Origin of the sequence: Hominiventricola filiformis (assembly GCF_020686965.1) — a bacterium.
Taxonomy (GTDB): domain Bacteria; phylum Bacillota; class Clostridia; order Lachnospirales; family Lachnospiraceae; genus Hominiventricola; species Hominiventricola filiformis.
The window spans coordinates 42,788-59,248 of the sequence record NZ_JAJEPS010000017.1 but is presented as its reverse complement, the minus strand read 5'-3'; the positions used below and the strand labels follow the sequence as shown (position 1 = coordinate 59,248).

General features: G+C 45.4%; 15 protein-coding genes, 6 tRNA genes and 1 pseudogene. All 22 read left to right on the top strand.

All coding sequences use genetic code 11. The features are described from left to right. The first annotated feature begins 143 nt into the window (after window positions 1-143). The 22 genes and pseudogenes from LKD36_RS14080 (at window position 144) to LKD36_RS13980 (ending at window position 16,451) form a co-directional block, all read left to right on the top strand. Window positions 144-217: transfer RNA gene (locus LKD36_RS14080), tRNA-Asp, on the top strand. 39 nt (window positions 218-256) lie between these two features. After that, window positions 257-329, top strand: a tRNA-Val gene (locus tag LKD36_RS14075). Window positions 330-333: 4 nt separating this feature from the next. Further along, window positions 334-415 (top strand) — tRNA-Tyr (locus LKD36_RS14070). Window positions 416-461: 46 nt separating this feature from the next. Continuing rightward, window positions 462-535 (top strand) — tRNA-Met (locus tag LKD36_RS14065). Between the two features lie 24 nt (window positions 536-559). Continuing rightward, window positions 560-632 (top strand) — tRNA-Phe (locus LKD36_RS14060). An 8-nt stretch (window positions 633-640) separates the two neighbouring features. Next, a tRNA-Lys gene (locus LKD36_RS14055) sits at window positions 641-713 on the top strand. Window positions 714-856: 143 nt separating this feature from the next. Beyond that, window positions 857-1,471: a cytidylate kinase-like family protein gene (locus LKD36_RS14050; protein WP_308459976.1), complete on the top strand. Its 615-nt coding sequence runs from the start codon at window positions 857-859 to the stop codon at window positions 1,469-1,471. Window position 1,472: 1 nt separating this feature from the next. Then, window positions 1,473-3,164, top strand: a complete 1,692-nt coding sequence (locus tag LKD36_RS14045) for a hypothetical protein (RefSeq protein WP_308459975.1) — start codon at window positions 1,473-1,475, stop codon at window positions 3,162-3,164. Window positions 3,165-3,186: 22 nt separating this feature from the next. Beyond that, entirely contained in the window at window positions 3,187-4,320 is a 1,134-nt protein-coding gene (gene rffA / locus LKD36_RS14040) for a dTDP-4-amino-4,6-dideoxygalactose transaminase (RefSeq protein ID WP_118771177.1), read from the top strand. Window positions 4,321-4,335: 15 nt separating this feature from the next. Beyond that, the gene (locus LKD36_RS14035; protein WP_118771178.1) at window positions 4,336-5,463 is read left to right on the top strand and encodes an ATP-grasp domain-containing protein; all 1,128 of its coding nucleotides are present in this window, start codon (window positions 4,336-4,338) and stop codon (window positions 5,461-5,463) included. Further along, window positions 5,460-5,801, top strand: a complete 342-nt coding sequence (locus LKD36_RS14030; RefSeq protein WP_118771179.1) for a transporter — start codon at window positions 5,460-5,462, stop codon at window positions 5,799-5,801. Before LKD36_RS14035 ends, LKD36_RS14030 begins: the two co-directional genes overlap by 4 nt. Further along, complete coding sequence (locus tag LKD36_RS14025) at window positions 5,782-6,126, top strand: multidrug ABC transporter (RefSeq protein ID WP_147356871.1); 345 nt, start codon at window positions 5,782-5,784, stop codon at window positions 6,124-6,126. The genes LKD36_RS14030 and LKD36_RS14025 overlap by 20 nt, the downstream gene beginning before the upstream one ends. 6 nt (window positions 6,127-6,132) lie before the next feature. Further along, window positions 6,133-7,551 carry an aminotransferase class I/II-fold pyridoxal phosphate-dependent enzyme gene (locus tag LKD36_RS14020; protein ID WP_308459974.1) on the top strand — a complete coding sequence of 473 codons (1,419 nt, stop codon included), beginning with the start codon at window positions 6,133-6,135 and terminating at the stop codon, window positions 7,549-7,551. Further along, a complete protein-coding gene (locus tag LKD36_RS14015) occupies window positions 7,530-8,117 on the top strand; it encodes a nucleoside/nucleotide kinase family protein (protein WP_308459973.1) in 588 nt (195 codons plus the stop codon). Before LKD36_RS14020 ends, LKD36_RS14015 begins: the two co-directional genes overlap by 22 nt. Before the next feature lie 45 nt (window positions 8,118-8,162). Then, window positions 8,163-9,152: a DNA polymerase III subunit gene (locus tag LKD36_RS14010; RefSeq protein WP_308459972.1), complete on the top strand. Its 990-nt coding sequence runs from the start codon at window positions 8,163-8,165 to the stop codon at window positions 9,150-9,152. Window positions 9,153-9,154: 2 nt separating this feature from the next. Next, window positions 9,155-10,099 (top strand): PSP1 domain-containing protein, encoded by a 945-nt coding sequence (locus tag LKD36_RS14005; protein ID WP_118771183.1) that lies wholly within the window; start codon window positions 9,155-9,157, stop codon window positions 10,097-10,099. After that, window positions 10,086-10,940, top strand: a complete 855-nt coding sequence (gene rsmI, locus LKD36_RS14000) for a 16S rRNA (cytidine(1402)-2'-O)-methyltransferase (RefSeq protein WP_308459971.1) — start codon at window positions 10,086-10,088, stop codon at window positions 10,938-10,940. The genes LKD36_RS14005 and rsmI overlap by 14 nt, the downstream gene beginning before the upstream one ends. Window positions 10,941-10,961: 21 nt before the next feature. Beyond that, on the top strand, window positions 10,962-12,767 hold the full coding sequence (locus LKD36_RS13995; protein ID WP_308459970.1) for an adenylate/guanylate cyclase domain-containing protein: 1,806 nt from the start codon (window positions 10,962-10,964) through the stop codon (window positions 12,765-12,767). Between the two features lie 107 nt (window positions 12,768-12,874). Further along, the gene (locus LKD36_RS13990; RefSeq protein WP_308459969.1) at window positions 12,875-13,225 is read left to right on the top strand and encodes a hypothetical protein; all 351 of its coding nucleotides are present in this window, start codon (window positions 12,875-12,877) and stop codon (window positions 13,223-13,225) included. Window positions 13,226-13,233: 8 nt separating this feature from the next. Then, window positions 13,234-13,389, top strand: a pseudogene (locus tag LKD36_RS17705) (hypothetical protein); the annotation flags it as partial. 24 nt (window positions 13,390-13,413) lie between these two features. After that, complete coding sequence (locus LKD36_RS13985; RefSeq protein WP_308459968.1) at window positions 13,414-15,279, top strand: InlB B-repeat-containing protein; 1,866 nt, start codon at window positions 13,414-13,416, stop codon at window positions 15,277-15,279. Between the two features lie 20 nt (window positions 15,280-15,299). Further along, window positions 15,300-16,451 carry a FecR family protein gene (locus LKD36_RS13980; RefSeq protein WP_308459967.1) on the top strand — a complete coding sequence of 384 codons (1,152 nt, stop codon included), beginning with the start codon at window positions 15,300-15,302 and terminating at the stop codon, window positions 16,449-16,451. The last annotated feature ends 10 nt before the right edge of the window (window positions 16,452-16,461 follow it).

Genomic DNA, 16,461 nt, shown 5'->3' with positions numbered 1-16,461 from the left:
AGGGCAGAGGTGGAAGCGCAGTAATGCGTGAAGCTGACTGTTACTAATAGGTCGAGGGCTTAACCAAGAGGTTTAGGTGATAAGGTTTTGGAAAGAAAAAAGTATTGACTGTATGCAGTTTTGAAGGCACATAGCTTTCATACGGCCCGGTGGCTCAGCTGGTTAGAGCGCCGCCCTGTCACGGCGGAGGTCGTGGGTTCGAACCCCATCCGGGTCGTTGAAACACAAAAGTGTTTCTTTTAAAAATTTAATAAATGGGATCTTAGCTCAGCTGGGAGAGCATCTGCCTTACAAGCAGAGGGTCATAGGTTCGAGCCCTATAGGTCCCATTATGGATGGATTCCCGAGTGGCCAAAGGGGACAGACTGTAAATCTGCTGCAAATTGCTTCGGTGGTTCGAATCCACCTCCATCCATTTAGATTAAGTAAGTTATCCACTTAATCCACAAATTTCATAATGTCGCGGGGTGGAGCAGTCTGGAAGCTCGTCGGGCTCATAACCCGAAGGTCGTAGGTTCAAATCCTGCCCCCGCAATTTGAGTAAGCCATTTACTCGTATGCCCAGATAGCTCAGTTGGTAGAGCAGAGGACTGAAAATCCTCGTGTCGCTGGTTCGATTCCGGCTCTGGGCATTTTATATGGGATATTAGCTCAGTTGGTAGAGCACTTGACTTTTAATCAAGTTGTCCGGGGTTCGAATCCCCGATGTCTCACTAAGAGGAAAACCGTTGATTAACAGATGTTGATCGACGGTTTTTTGTGTTACAGCTATTCTTAATAAAGATTTAATCAGGTGACAAACATGGTAAAATAGAGTAAAATAGAACTTAATAGAACTTAAAAAGGAGGTTCTGGCATGCAGAAAAAGATTGTTACTATCAGCAGACAGTATGGAAGCGGCGGAAGATATATTGGAAAAAAACTTTCAGAGAAGCTGGGAATTCCCTGCTACGATGAAAAATTAATTGATATGGTAGCTAAAGAGAGCGGATTTGCACAGGATTTTGTGGCGGAGAAAGGTGAGAGAATGACAGGCAGCCTGTTATTTAACATCGCCAGCAGCCTTTCCTATGCGAACAATGTATTTTCCGGAAACGGTGTATCCCTGCAGGATGAGATTTACTTTATCCAGAATAAGATCATCAAAGATCTGGCAGAGAAGGGAAGCTGTGTGATCGTCGGAAGATGTGCAGATTATATTTTAAGAGAGCGCGAGGATGTACTGAACGTATTTATCCATGCAGACATGGCGAGTAAGATCAACAGAGCAGTTACGTATTTTGGAATCACGGAGGATCAGGCGCCGGCTCTTCTGAAGAAAAAGGATAAAGCCCGCAGTAATCATTATAAATACTATACAGATCAGGATTGGGGTATGGCTTCCAACTATGATCTGAGCCTGAACAGTGGTGCGCTCGGCATTGATGGCTGTGTAGATGTGATTTTGAAGGCTTTGGAAGAAATTAAATAAAATGAATAAGAATAAAAGAATCTCCATATTATTTGCAGGCTTTCTGGGACTTTTTTTCCTTATGTTTGCCTGGAGACAGTTTTATGGATTTAATAAAAATGATGAGATATTTTATATCAGTACGGTATACCGGTTTTTCCAGGGTGATGCCATGTTGGTGGATGAATGGAACAATGTACAGTTATTTGCATTTATCACATATCCGGTATATTGTCTGATCCGTCTGTTTCATCATTCCAATGAAGGCATCGTCATTATCATCAGGATAGCGTATCTGATCTGTCAGGCTGCAGCTGCGACATATTGTTATGTGCGGATGAAGAGATTTGGCTGGGTCAGAATTTTACCTGCATTGTTCTATTTCGTGACGACACCTTATAATATTAACAGTCTGTCTTATAATACGCTTGCCTTTGGCTTTGTATTGCTGGTGCTTGTGACGATGGCATCGGTGGAAGACTGGAAGCCGATTCATGCATTTCTGTGCGGTATCTTTTCAGCAGGGGCTGTACTGGCAAACCCATATGCAGTGTTGTTATTTATCCTCTATGGAGTTTTATGTGCAGTCAGTTTTTTCCGCAACAGGAAAAGACAGGAAGAGATGAATCCGTTTTTGTCCGTGAAGAGTTTTATTTTTATGGGGCTGGGCGCATTTGCAATCTTCGTATTATTTGTAATCTTTGTATTTTCCAGAGCGGGACTTTCTGAGATTATGGAGAGTTTTTCCTACATTGTCATGGATACGGAGCGAAAAAAACCGTTTCTGGAAAAATTTGCAAAGTATTTTATCCGGATTCACCGGTATTATAAGGGACAGGTCTATGTGACGGCAGTGCTGCTGGCAGCATGGGTGCTGGACCGTAAAAAGAAAATCCCGGGATGGCTGTATCTAGTACTGGAAATGGTAGCGGCACTTCCGTACATTGTTTTATATGGATTTTTTGGTTACAGTTCTGTTGTGGATGTTGTAGGCATTAATTACATTATGATTCCATTAAGTTTTGTGGGAATGATTGCTTATGTGACAGCGAAACAGAAGGACCGGAGATTATTCTGGTTCTGGTATGTACCGGGACTGATCTATACACTGCTTGCACATTTTGCGACAGATACGGGAATCTTAACGGTATCCGCATCCTATATGATTCCATCGGCAGCATCTATTTTGCTGACGTGGCAGGCAGTTTATCAGCAGAGCCGGGAGTCATGGAAGCGTAATCTGAGAAGTCTGTTTTATATATTTCTTACAGTTCTGTTTCTGGCATGTATTTATCTTCGCATGGTTTATGTGTGGGGAGACGAGCACATGCCGTACCTCACAGCAAAACTGGAAGAAGGACCTCTGAAAGGTATTCATACATCACAGGAAAATGAAATCCTCTATCAGAATGTGCTGGATGATATGGAAGATCTTCAGCTTACGGAAGAGGACAGATTATTCGTAGTTGGAATTGCACCTTGGATGTATCTGAATACAGATGCAGAGTGCGCGGCATATTCTACATGGATGACGCAGGAGACAGATCCGCTGATTCCGCTTTATTATGAACTTCATCCGGAGAAACTTCCGACTGTAATTTATTGTTACGGATATGATGAGAGCATGCTTGATACAGAGTTTGCGGTCTCATTTACAGAGCAGGGCTATGAGACCAGTATGATGAGACAGGGTCTGGTATTTAAATATCGTTGAAAAGAAAGGAAATAAAAATAAAATGATAGGTTTTAATGTACCTCCTTACATAGGAACAGAAATGAAATATATTGAGGAAGCTGTAGCAAAAAATCATAAGATCTGCGGAGACGGACCTTTTACAAAACGTTGTAATGCATGGCTGGAGAAGAAAACAGGAACGGCAAAAGCGCTGCTGACCACCTCCTGTACCCATGCCACAGAGATGGCAGCACTGCTGGCGGATATTAAAGAAGGTGACGAGATCATTATGCCGTCCTATACCTTTGTATCGACGGCAGATGCCTTTGTATTAAGAGGTGCTGTTCCTGTGTTTGTGGATATCCGTCCGGATACCATGAATATTGATGAGACAAAGATCGAGGAAGCTATTACAGAGAAGACAAAGGCTATTGTTCCGGTTCATTATGCAGGTGTTTCCTGTGAGATGGATAAGATTATGGAATTGGCGGAGAAATACCATCTGACAGTGATCGAGGATGCTGCACAGGGGATTATGAGTACCTATAAAGGCAGAGCGCTGGGAACGATCGGTGATTATGGATGCTTCTCCTTCCATGAGACGAAGAATTACAGTATGGGAGAGGGCGGAGCTCTTCTGATCCGTGATCCGAAGAATGTAGAGCGTGCGGAGATTATCCGGGAAAAGGGAACGAACCGTGCGAAATTTTTCCGCGGACAGATTGATAAATATACCTGGGTGGATGCGGGATCTTCCTATCTGCCGGGGGATATGAATGCAGCCTATCTGATGGCGCAGCTGGACGCAGCAGATGTGATCTTTGAGGACCGCATGCGCAGCTGGAATCTTTATAAAGAATTGCTGACACCGCTGGCAGAAGAGGAAAAAGTGGAGCTTCCGCATATTCCGGAAGGATGTACCCATAATGCCCATATGTTCTATATGAAGGCAAAAAATCTGGAAGAGCGTACAAAACTGATTGATTATCTGAAAGAGAACGGTGTACAGGCGGTATTCCACTATATTCCGCTTCATACTGCTCCGGCAGGACAGAGATTTGGACGTTTTCACGGAGAGGATGTCTATACGACAAAAGAGAGCGAACGGCTGATGCGTCTTCCTATGTATTATGGACTGAAGGAAGAAGAAGTCCGCTATGTAGCTTCCAAAATCATTGAATTTTACAGCAGGTAAGCTGAGAGGAATATTATGAAGAAAATTGTGATTATCGGAGCAAATGATTTTCAGAATCAGCTGATCCTGAAGGCAAAAGAAATGGGATTTGAGACCCATGTATTTGCGTGGCAGGACGGTTCCATCGGCGAGAAAACTGCAGATTATTTTTATCCGATCAGCATTGTGGAGACTGATGCGATTCTGGAAAAATGTCGGGAGATTCAGCCGGATGCGGTGACAACCATTGCTTCTGACCTGGCGAATATTACGGTCAGCAAGGTAGCAGCAGGTCTGGGACTTCCGGGCAATACACCGGAGTGTATCGAGATCTCCACCAATAAATATGCCATGCGGTCAGCCTTTAAAAAAGCGGGGCTTCCGACACCGGCATTTTATAAAGTCGATCATGTGACAGACGAACTCTATCAGATGCAGCTTCCAATTATTGTAAAACCGACAGATCGTTCCGGAAGCCGCGCTATCACTAAGATTACAGATTTCAAAGATCTTCCGGAGGCAGTGCGCCAGGCGGTAGGGCAGTCGTTTGAAAAGAAGGCGATTGTGGAAGAATATATAGAGGGAAATGAGTACAGTTATGAGACCATTTCTTATCGTGGAAAGCATACGAATCTGGCAGTGACTAAAAAATATACGACCGGTGCACCGCATTTTATAGAGACCGGACACTGTGAACCCAGTGACTTATCGAAAGAAATGCTTCAGAAGGTGCAGAAGACCATGTATGCGGCGCTTGATGCACTTCAGATCACAGACGGTGCTTCGCATGGCGAATTCAAGATCACACCGGACGGAGAGGTGCGGATCATAGAGATCGGTTCCCGCATGGGAGGAGACTGTATCGGTTCTGACCTGGTACCGCTGTCTACCGGTTATGATTTTATGGAAATGGTCATCGATGTGGCATGTGGAAAAGAGCCGCGGATTGTGCCGAAATCAGCACCCAAAGAGGCGCGCATTCATTTTCTGTTTACACTGGATGATGTGGAGAAGATGAAGCAGTATGAAAAAGAACATCCGGAAGAAATCTACCGGATCAGTGAGCTGGAATTGGAAAATGCAGGCCATGTGTCAGACAGTTCCTCCAGAATCGGTTATTATATCACGGTAAAAGATCAAAGGGAGGAAAACAGCATCTTATGACAAAGGCAAAGATTCTCATTTTGCTGTCCCTGTCGCTGGTGATTCAGAGTTTAAGCTCCGTATTTATCAAATTTGCGGGGCAGTATGAAACTCTGTCCAGGGAGTTTATCATTTTCTATGTGCTGGCGATCGGATGTCTTGGCATCTATGCGATCATGTGGCAGTTTCTGCTGGAACTGATACCTCTGACCACGGCCTATCTGAGAAAAGGCATTCTGTATATCCTGATTCTGTTCTGGTCCGTGCTATTATTCAAGGAGCATGTGACAGTGAACAATATTATCGGAAGCATTATTATTATAGCGGGGATCAGTCTTCATGGAATGGATGAACATTAGTTATGTGCTGGCGTTTCTGGCGGTCTTTGTGGCATCGGTGTCACAGATTCTCCTGAAACAGTCAGCGGAGATCGAACATAAAAATATTTTATTTAAATTTCTGAACTGGAGAGTGATTCTCGGATATGGGCTTCTGTTCGGAACTACGGTGATCAATGTATTTGCATACCGCGGGGTAGAATTGAAGGTGACTCCCATGATCGAATCCACAGGTATTATTTGGGTCACGATTCTGGCAGTCTTCTTTCTTGGAGAACGTCCGACGAAGCGTGGACTATTGTCCATTGCGGTAACAGTTCTTGGAATTATTGTTTTTTCTTTATAAATGAACATGAGTGAATTATTAAAAAAACTGGAAACATATGCGGATTCCGATTATCTTCCCATGCATATGCCGGGACACAAGCGGCGCATGGGGGATCTTGGAAATCCGTTTTTTATTGATATTACGGAGATTGATGGATTTGACGATCTGCATCATGCGGAAGGGATTCTGAAACAGGCGGAAGAACGGGCGGCAGAGCTGTATGGTTCGGAGGAAACCCATTATCTGGTCAACGGAAGCACCAGCGGAATTCTTGCCGCAATCTCCGGCTGTACGGCAGCAGGCGGAACGGTTCTGCTTGCAAGAAACAGCCATAAATCGGCCTATCATGCAGTGCTTCTGAGAGGTCTTCATGTCCACTATATTTATCCACAACCGGCAGGCAAAATGGGGATAAATGGTCCTGTAACAGCAGAAAATGTGGACAGGCTTCTGGAAGAACATCCGGAAACAAAGATGGTATATATTACGTCGCCAACCTATGACGGTGTGGTCTCTGATGTGGAGCAGATTGCGGAAGTGGTTCACAGAAGAAAGCTTCCACTCATAGTAGATGAGGCTCACGGTGCGCATTTTCCGTTTTCAGAGCAGTTTCCAAAAGATTCTGTGAGCTGCGGGGCGGATGTGGTGATCCACAGCGTCCATAAGACACTTCCAAGTCTGACGCAGACGGCACTGATTCATCTGAATGGTGATCTGATCAACCGGGAGAAGATCCGGTATTTTCTGGGTGTCTATCAGTCCAGCAGTCCGTCCTACGTCATGATGGCGGGAATCGACCAGTGTATGGAATGGGTTTCTTCTCATAGAAAAGAATTTGATTCCTTCGCACAGCGCCTGCAGGAGGTGCGTGCAGAACTTCGGAAGCTTCAGGCACTGGAGCTTCTGGAGGTACCGGGGATAGATCCGTCTAAGATCCTGCTGTCCGGCAGACGTTACAGTGTTACCGGAAATGAACTTTCTGATATGCTGAGAGAGGACTTTCACATCGAACTGGAGATGGCATGCGGGGAGTATGCATGTGCGCTTACTTCCGTGGCAGACCGACAGGAGGATCTCAGGAGACTGTTGGAAGCCTGCAGAAAACTGGATGAAAAGATTCTAAGAGAAAGAAATCAGGTGCCTGAAAAGCAGTATGGAACAGATAACGTTTTGAAGACAAGACATGCAGGCACGATACAGGAAACGTTTGAGCAGCCGTCCTTCTGGTGTGACCTGAAAGCATCCGATGGAAAAGTGAGCAGCGGATTCGTCATCCCCTATCCACCGGGTATTCCGCTTCTGGTGCCAGGAGAGGAAGTAACAGAAGAAATCCGTGACCGGATTCTTCGGTATGTGCAGGACGGGCTGACCGTATACGGCTGTGAAAATCAAAAAATAAAAGTAGTAGGAAAACAGGAAACATGGGAAAAATATTTTGTCTGATGGGAAAAAGTTCCACAGGAAAAGATACCATTTATAAAAGGCTTCTGGAGGATCAGGAGCTGGGATTACAAAGAATCGTCCCCTATACGACCCGTCCCATCCGGGAAGGTGAGCAGGAGGGAGTTGAATATCATTTTGTCAGCGAAGAGACACTGCAGTGTCTGGAACAGGAAGGCCGCGTGGTGGAACTTCGGGCTTATGATACCGTCTGCGGAGTCTGGAAATATTTTACGGTGTGTGATGAGCACATGAATCTGGAAAAAGAATCCTATGCGGTTATCGGTACGCTGGAGTCCTGGAATGCCATGAAACGGTATTTCGGAGATCAGGTGATGGTTCCGGTCTATGTGGAAGTGGAAGACGGGGAAAGACTCTCCCGTGCGCTGGTGAGAGAGCGGCAGCAGGCAACGCCCCGTTATACGGAATTGTGCAGAAGATTCCTAGCGGACACAGAAGATTTCTCAGAGGAACATCTGAAGGAAGCAGGGATTGAGATGCGGTTTCAAAATGATGCTCTCGATGCCTGTATTTCCCGCATAAAACTTTTCATTCAAAAATACTTATGATATAATGTGATTTAATAGCGAGCACATTATGAAGGGGGTGGCAGTATGGCCGGATTTGCAGATGTACTGGGACATGAGCAGACAATTGCGCATATGAAAAAAGCGATAGAACTCGGCAAGGTGTCCCATGCCTATATCATCAATGGAGAGAAAGGTTCCGGAAAGAAACTTCTGGCTGGGATTTTTGCTCAGACACTTCAGTGTCAGGAAAAGGGAACGGAGCCATGTATGCACTGTCAGTCATGCCTTCAGGCGCAGTCCATGAATCAGCCGGATATTATCAGGGTGACCCATGAGAAGCCGAACACCATCAGTGTAGAAGATATCAGAGGACAGTTAAATGGAGACATACAGATCAAACCCTACAGCAGTCCCTACAAGATCTATATTGTGGATGAAGCGGAGAAACTGTCGCCACAGGCGCAGAATGCCCTTTTGAAGACCATAGAGGAGCCGCCTGCCTATGCAGTGATCCTGCTTCTGACGGCCAATACAGGTATGCTCCTGCCGACGATTCTGTCCAGATGTGTGGTGCTGGACCTCAAGCCGGTACCGTCTGAAAAGATTAAAAAATACCTGATGGAAGAACTGGAACTTCCTGATTATAAGGCGGATGTCTGCACGGCATTTGCCCAGGGAAATGTGGGAAAAGCGAAGAGACTGGCATTATCCGACAGCTTTTCCGAGATGATGGAGCATGCGATTCATCTTGTCAAATATATTTCTGAGATGGACGTCAGTGACCTCACGGAAGATTTAAAGAAGATTGGCACCTATAAGATAGATATCAACGATTATCTGGACCTTCTGATGGTATGGTACCGGGATGTACTTATGTTTAAAGCAACACAGGATGCAGATCTGCTGATTTTCAAAGAAGAACTCGGAGCAATCCGGGACAAGGCAAAGAACAGTTCCTATGAGGGACTGGAATGTATACTGAAAGCATTGGACAAGGCGAAGATCCGTCTGAATGCCAATGTAAATTTTGATATGGTGATGGAGCTTCTGCTTCTGACCATGAAGGAGAATTAAGAATGGTAAAAGTAATTGGCGTGCGATTTCGGCAGGCAGGCAAGATCTATTATTTTTCCCCGGGGAAATTAAAGATCCGGACAGGCGATCATGTGATCGTGGAGACTGCCAGAGGACTGGAATATGGCTATGTAGTGATCGGCGATAAAGAAGTGGACGACAGCAAAGTCGTACAGCCGTTAAAACCGGTGCTCAGAATGGCAACAGAGCAGGATACCAGACAGGCGGAGGAAAATAAAGAGAAAGAAAAGGAAGCTTTCAAAATCTGTCTGGAAAAGATCCGCAAGCATAAGCTGGAAATGAAGCTCATTGATGTGGAATATACTTTTGATAATAATAAAGTACTTTTTTATTTTACCGCAGACGGACGAATTGATTTCCGTGAGCTGGTAAAGGATCTGGCAGCTGTTTTCCGTACCAGAATCGAACTTCGCCAGATCGGTGTCCGGGATGAGACAAAGATTCTGGGAGGTATCGGTATCTGCGGAAGACCGCTTTGCTGCCATACCCATCAGTCAGAGTTCCTGCCGGTATCCATCAAGATGGCGAAAGAACAGAATCTGTCTTTGAACCCGACCAAGATCTCCGGTGTCTGCGGCCGTCTCATGTGCTGTCTGAAGCATGAGCAGGATACGTATGAAGAGCTGAACAGCCGTCTGCCGGGTATTGGCGATTATGTGACAGCCCAGGACGGAAGCAAAGGAGAGGTAACCTCAGTCAATGTACTTCGCCAGAAAGTTAAAGTTATCGTAACTCTGGAAAATGAAGAAAAAGAGATCCGGGAATATCCGGTGGAAGAACTTCGTTTCAAGCCGCGCAGAAAGAAAGAAAAACCAAATAAGAATAATAACAACAATAAGGGCGAGGATAAGCACGATAAGGCTTTAAAGGAACTGGAAGCACTGGATCGCAAGGAAGGAAAAGCAAAACCCCATGACAAACAGTAAAGGGACATTGTATCTGTGCGCCACACCGATCGGCAATCTGGAAGATATGACCTTCCGGGCCGTGCGGATTCTGAAAGAAGTGGATGTGATCGCAGCGGAGGATACACGGAACAGTGTGAAGCTTCTGAACCACTTTGATATCCACACGCCCATGACCAGCTATCATGAATTCAATAAGATCGATAAAGGCCAGTATCTGGTAAAGCGTCTGCTGGAGGGGGAAAATATCGCCCTGATCACAGATGCAGGAATGCCCGGGATCTCCGATCCGGGGGAAGAACTGGTCCGTATGTGCCGGGATGCGGGAGTGCCTGTGACGGCAGTGCCGGGAGCCTGTGCCTGCGTGACAGCGCTGGTCATCTCCGGACGGCCTACCAGACGGTTCTGCTTTGAAGCATTTCTACCGACCGATAAAAAGGAGCGCCGGGCTGTTCTGGAAGAACTGAAGGCAGAGACCCGCACCAGTATCATCTATGAAGCTCCCCACCGCCTTGTGAAGACACTTCAGGAGCTTTTGAATGAGCTTGGAGATCGAAAAATCACTGTCTGCAAGGAATTGACCAAAAAGCATGAGACCGGCTTTGAGACGACGCTTAAGGAGGCCGTTCCTTATTATGAACAGAATGAACCAAGAGGGGAATATGTCCTTGTACTGGAAGGCTGTTCCAGACAGCAGATGGAGCAGGAAGCTCAGGACGCATGGAAGGAAATGTCCCTTGGTGATCATATGAAACTATATGAAGAGCAGGGAATGAACCGGAAGGATGCCATGAAGCAGGTGGCAAAAGACCGGGGAGTCGGTAAACGGGAGATCTATCAGGCACTTCTTGAGGAAGAGTAATCTGAAAGGACGGCGGGATCAATGAAAAATTTTCTGGAAAAACATGTGAAGCAGTATGACATTGGAATAGCAGTTGTCATGCTGCTTACTTTTTTATGCTGCATGTTTCAACCTATGTATGCGGCAGACCGTGCGCTGACCGATCAGATGTGGCAGCAGCCGGAAGGAACAAATGCGAAAATAAAAATTATCAAGATTGATGAAAAGACGTTGAGCGAGCTGGGGCAGTATAATACCTGGACAAGAGAGATCCCGGCACGGCTGGTGGAAATTTTGAGCCAGGATCCGGAAAATGCGCCTGCCGTCATCTCGTTCGATATTCTGTATATCAATGAGATGGACAAGGAAGGAGATGAACGGTTTGCGGAAGCCTGCAGACAGGCAGGAAATGTCATTACCGCCACGAACCTGGTCTATCAGGCAACCACGAAGCAGGATGCAAATGGGGATTACTATGTGGATCCCCTTCATATTACCATGATGGAGGAATCCTATCCGGCACTTCGTGAGGTGACCGGAGATGCCTTTGCCAATACGGTGCAGGATGAGGATGGATATATCCGTCAGGCCATTGCCTGGGCGAATGTGGGTTCTGAAAAGATCTATAGTCTGGCTTATGCCACCTATGCGGCTTACATGGAAAAAATGGGAGAAGACTGCTATCAGCCCAAAGTTTATGCCAACCATGAGTTTGAATTTGACTATTCCGGACGGAGCGGAGAGTACGAAAATGTCTCGCTGTGCGATGTCTTAAATGGAACCATTGATCCGAGAGTCTTTAAGGACTGCATTGTTTTCGTCGGAGCTTATGCGCCGGGAATGCAGGATTCTTTTCACGTGGCAGTACAGAGGAAGACCCAGATGTACGGTGTGGAAATCCATGCAAACATTGTAGATGCGCTGCTGAAGGAGAAGACAGCAGTTCCGGTCAACAAATGGCTGCTGGCAGTACTGATGGCACTGGTCGCAGGCCTTTGCAGCCGGTTTATCTGGAAAAGCAAAATCTGGGCAGCCGGCATTCTGACAACCGTGATTACGGTGGCGGAATTTGCTGTGGGAACGCTGCTGTATCGAAACGGATATGTGATGCCCCTTATCTATCTGCCTCTTATTCTGAGTGTAGTCTATGTATTTTATGTGGTATCCGGTTATCTGGTGGGGGAGAAAAAGCGCTGGGAGATTATGCGTGCATTTAAAAAATATGTGGCGCCCCAGATCGTGGATGAGGTGTCCAAAGGCGGTGAGTTCCAGATCAGTCTGGGTGGCGAGCGGAGAGAGATTGCAGCCATGTTCGTGGATATCCGCGGATTTACCTCCCTCTCAGAGAATCTGGAACCAGAGGAGGTGGTGGAGATTCTGAATGAATATCTGAATCTGACTACCCATGCCATCTTCAAAAATGGCGGCACACTGGATAAATTTATCGGAGATGCCACCATGGCGGTCTTCAATGCCCCCTTCGATCTTGACGACTATATCTACCGGGCAGTCTGTACAGCAAGAGACATCGTAGCGGGAGCGCAGGATCTGGAAGACCGGATGGAAAAGCGCTTTCATAAGAAAGTTAATTTTGGAATCGGTATCAGCTGCGGTCCTGCCGTCGTTGGCAACGTGGGATGTGATTTCCGGATGGACTATACGGCTATCGGAGATACGGTCAACACAGCATCCCGGTTGGAAGGAAAGGCAATGGCAAGGGAGATTCTTATCAGTGAGCAGGTCTATGAAGCACTGAAAGACCGTATCCGTGTCACGGAAAAGGGCATGATCCCGCTGAAAGGTAAGGCGAAGGAAATCTGTGTCTACAGTGTGGAGGAAGTATTGTAGAAATCAGGACTTTTTATCATCTATTTTACTTGCGAAAAGAAGCGTTCTATATTAAGCTAAATATGTTGGTATTTATGCACAATAAAAGGCGTAATGAGGGTAGATAAATGAAAAAAAGAATGATAAAGCTGATGACGATTTTCTGCATGGCAGGAATTCTGACGGTAAATCCGGCCATCATCGGACTGGCGGAAGAAGCAGAAGCTGTGGGGGCAGATGTTTCGGAAGGTACGGAAGAAGTCGAAGAAAAATCCGTTGAGGAAGAGACAGAGCCGGAAGAAGAACCAGCAGCTGAGGAAGATTCTGTAGAAAATAATCAGGTAGTGATCACGAGTACAGAAGAAAATGTGCCGGCTGTGATGGATCTTTTGCCTGATGTTGTAAAATATGTTGAAAAAAATTGGAATGATAATGATAGTAGTCCGAAAAAAATACATATCAAAATGATAAACAAGTAGGAACATCGATTAAACTTAATGAAAATAGTGCTACGAGGTCAGGATATGATTTCATTGGCTGGTACAAAAATGGAATTTTTTTATCGGGTAGTGATGATCAAAATTATGCATATACCTTTACTGAAGAAGATGTCAAAGCTGAAAATGTCATATTTACTGCGGGCTGGCGGCAGAAGGTAGAAGTAACGGTGGATGCTGGAACAGCTAGTACATTAAATGCCAAGGTAGGTTCAACAGCATCACAGGCAACCTATGATTTAAAAACGGTAACAGAGCAATTAATTAAGCCGGGTGATTCTTATGTATTTGCAAATAAATGGGTTATCAATAAGAATGAAACTCCATGTGATGCAACGGATACTATGACGGTAATGTTTGCTCAGACGGATGGAAATCTGGTATTTGATGCAGTTAATGTCAATGTAGATGGGCAGACGAATGTAAAAACAGACAACAATATCAAACTTACATCCTGCTGGAATTTAGTGGATGGACAGTATAATCTGCGGATTGAAAATAAGACGACAGGAACATTGACTGCGAAGCAAACAGAAGCCGCCGTGAATGAAATAATTGAGATTAATAATGTATCAGGTAAGGATGATATTGAATTCAAGAAAGGTAAATGGACTCTCAAAAAACCGGTGTCAGATCTGGCAGAGGGATCCATTAAATATGTAAATAAAGATGGAAAATATTATCAGTATCGTGAATCCACGATTACGGATCAAAATTTTGAGAAGAAAGTAACCTATACCTATCGAGACGATGATTTTACAGACACAAAATTTTCCAATATAGGTACCGGAACAGCAACGATTCATCCGGGAGAAGAAGGTCAGACCTGGGAAAGTATTTTACCTAAGGATGCAACTGCAGCGCGTGGCAAGTTTACGTTTGCCGGATGGAGCTATTTACTTAATGGAGCGGAGATTTCTGAAACAAAAGAAATTAATTTCTATGACGATGGTGCCCATTCTTTAACAGTAAAACCCATATGGAAAGGAACCTATTCCTATAACGTGAATGCGCCAGCAGACGAAACGGTTACTGTTCCGAAAGGCGGATCTGAGATTGTAAATACGAATATAGAACTTCCGCAGTTGAATGATATCAGTGGCAGATATACGTTTGCCGGATGGCTTGGTTCTGACAATAAGATCTATCAGGCTGGGGAACCTTATAGGATCACCGAAGCCAATGTAACATTTACCGCTCAGTGGAAAGCGGTACCTTATGATCTGAAATTTGTGGATGAAGATGGAACGGTTTACAGTGAGGGGACGGCAGACTATAATACCCAAATTACCTGGCCTTCGAAACCGACGAAGGAAGGCTATACATTCCGGAACTGGATTGTAGAACTTGATAAAAATGAATGGGTAAAGGTGGAGCATGGATCAAAATTCCCTATGCGAGATCAGGACATAACTTTCATTGCCCAGTGGTTCATCAACTCCTACAAGATCTCCTATGACGGCAATGGTGCAGCCATGGGAGTGCCGGCAGAGACAGTAGAGCAGAATTATCAGACAGACTATACCATTGATACGGTAGTTCCCACCAAGACCGGTTACACCTTCCAGGGATGGAGTGACGGAACTACTACCTATCAGCCGGGAGCAGTATTTAAGGTACCGGCAAGAGATGTGGTACTTACTGCTCAGTGGAAAGCTAATTCCCATCAGGTGAAGTATGATGGAAACGGCGGAAAGACCAGCGCACCGGAGAGTAAAAGCGCGGATTATAACAGTAACGTCAGTGTGGCAGCAGGTCTTGAAAAAGACGGCTATCTGTTTGATGGATGGGAGCAGATTTCCACCGGAAAAGTACTGACTCCTGGAGCTTCTTTTGTGATGCCGGATATGGACGAGACGCTGAAGGCAAAATGGAAGATTGCTTACACTGGTATTTACGAAGCGGGAGTCTATTATCTGATTCAGGGACAGTCCTACATTCTGGGTCCAGGACGAAAAGCCCAGGGAGACAGCAGTACGTATACTGCAAATGTGACGATTTATGTACCGCAGAGCGGCTATTATACGTTTGAGTAATCAGAGGAGAAGACAGCAAAATGAAAACTTGGGTAAAATACGGTGCAGCAATCATGGGTCTTCTGATTGTATCAGCGCTTATTATTAGTTTTGGAATGAAAAAAGAAGAGTCTTACAGAGACATAAAAGTCATGTCTATAAAAGGAACGGCAACGGTGGAACGGGCAAGTGTCGGATCATTGGATGCTTATGAAGATATGAAACTGGAGAGCGGGGACCGGTTGTCTGTGGATTCCAGTTCCAGTTTAATTCTGAGCATGGATGATAACAAATATGCCATGCTGGAGCCTGGATCCAGTCTGACTCTGGAGGCAGACGGAACAAGAGAAAACAGCAGGACGATCATTCACCTGGAATCAGGGGCAGTTATGAACTACCTGTCCGAGAAGCTGAGTGAAAAGTCCAGTTATGAGGTAACCGTTCCTAATTCCACCATGGCGGTAAGAGGAACCGTATTCCGGGTAGCCATTGTATATGATGAGGACGGAGATTCCTACACGACGGTGCAGGTATTTGATGGTATTGTTGGCTGTCGTCTGGTCTTCCCGGATGGAACGATCAGTGAGGAAGAAGTACAGCTTGCACCTGGAAAAGAAGTGCTGATTCATGGTGATACGGAGATTTCCGAATATGTAGGTGATAAAGGTCATGATATTGATTATACGACATTGAATCGGGAGGCATTGGAATTCCTGCTCTTCTGTATTGATGATGGCTCAGATCTTTGTCTTACAAGAGAAGAGGTAGAGGAACTGTTAAGAAGACTGGATCAGACAGAGGAACCAGAGGAGTCTGCAGAAGTGAAAAAGCCAGCGAAGACAGAAAAAGAACCAGCAGTCATTGAGACTCCGGAACCTGTCGTACCGGCAGTGGAAGAGACACCGTCTTCTTCCGGAGGATCTTCAGAAACTTCTGAGGACTCGCCAGGAAATGATGATAATCAGAAATCTCATCATTCCAGCAAAAAGAAGCCTTCCTCTTCCGATGAAGAGACAAAGACTTATACCGTTACCTTTCAGACGGCATCCGGTGATGTGTTCTGTACACAGACGGTAGAAGATGGAAAGACCGCATCCAAGCCGAAGCTTCAGCCGAGCGCATCCGGCAGCTGGAATTATGACTTTACAAAGGCAGTGACGGAAAATATAATAATTAAATGGTCCGCACAGTAACGGGAGTATA

What these genes read in the sequence shown, in the direction of transcription:
- LKD36_RS14050 (WP_308459976.1), top strand. Translation starts at nt 857, where the DNA reads ATGCAGAAAAAGATTGTTACTATCAGCAGACAGTATGGAAGCGGCGGA.
- LKD36_RS14045 (WP_308459975.1), top strand. Translation starts at nt 1,473, where the DNA reads ATGAATAAGAATAAAAGAATCTCCATATTATTTGCAGGCTTTCTGGGA.
- rffA (WP_118771177.1), top strand. Translation starts at nt 3,187, where the DNA reads ATGATAGGTTTTAATGTACCTCCTTACATAGGAACAGAAATGAAATAT.
- LKD36_RS14035 (WP_118771178.1), top strand. Translation starts at nt 4,336, where the DNA reads ATGAAGAAAATTGTGATTATCGGAGCAAATGATTTTCAGAATCAGCTG.
- LKD36_RS14030 (WP_118771179.1), top strand. Translation starts at nt 5,460, where the DNA reads ATGACAAAGGCAAAGATTCTCATTTTGCTGTCCCTGTCGCTGGTGATT.
- LKD36_RS14025 (WP_147356871.1), top strand. Translation starts at nt 5,782, where the DNA reads ATGGAATGGATGAACATTAGTTATGTGCTGGCGTTTCTGGCGGTCTTT.
- LKD36_RS14020 (WP_308459974.1), top strand. Translation starts at nt 6,133, where the DNA reads ATGAGTGAATTATTAAAAAAACTGGAAACATATGCGGATTCCGATTAT.
- LKD36_RS14015 (WP_308459973.1), top strand. Translation starts at nt 7,530, where the DNA reads ATGGGAAAAATATTTTGTCTGATGGGAAAAAGTTCCACAGGAAAAGAT.
- LKD36_RS14010 (WP_308459972.1), top strand. Translation starts at nt 8,163, where the DNA reads ATGGCCGGATTTGCAGATGTACTGGGACATGAGCAGACAATTGCGCAT.
- LKD36_RS14005 (WP_118771183.1), top strand. Translation starts at nt 9,155, where the DNA reads ATGGTAAAAGTAATTGGCGTGCGATTTCGGCAGGCAGGCAAGATCTAT.
- rsmI (WP_308459971.1), top strand. Translation starts at nt 10,086, where the DNA reads ATGACAAACAGTAAAGGGACATTGTATCTGTGCGCCACACCGATCGGC.
- LKD36_RS13995 (WP_308459970.1), top strand. Translation starts at nt 10,962, where the DNA reads ATGAAAAATTTTCTGGAAAAACATGTGAAGCAGTATGACATTGGAATA.
- LKD36_RS13990 (WP_308459969.1), top strand. Translation starts at nt 12,875, where the DNA reads ATGAAAAAAAGAATGATAAAGCTGATGACGATTTTCTGCATGGCAGGA.
- LKD36_RS13980 (WP_308459967.1), top strand. Translation starts at nt 15,300, where the DNA reads ATGAAAACTTGGGTAAAATACGGTGCAGCAATCATGGGTCTTCTGATT.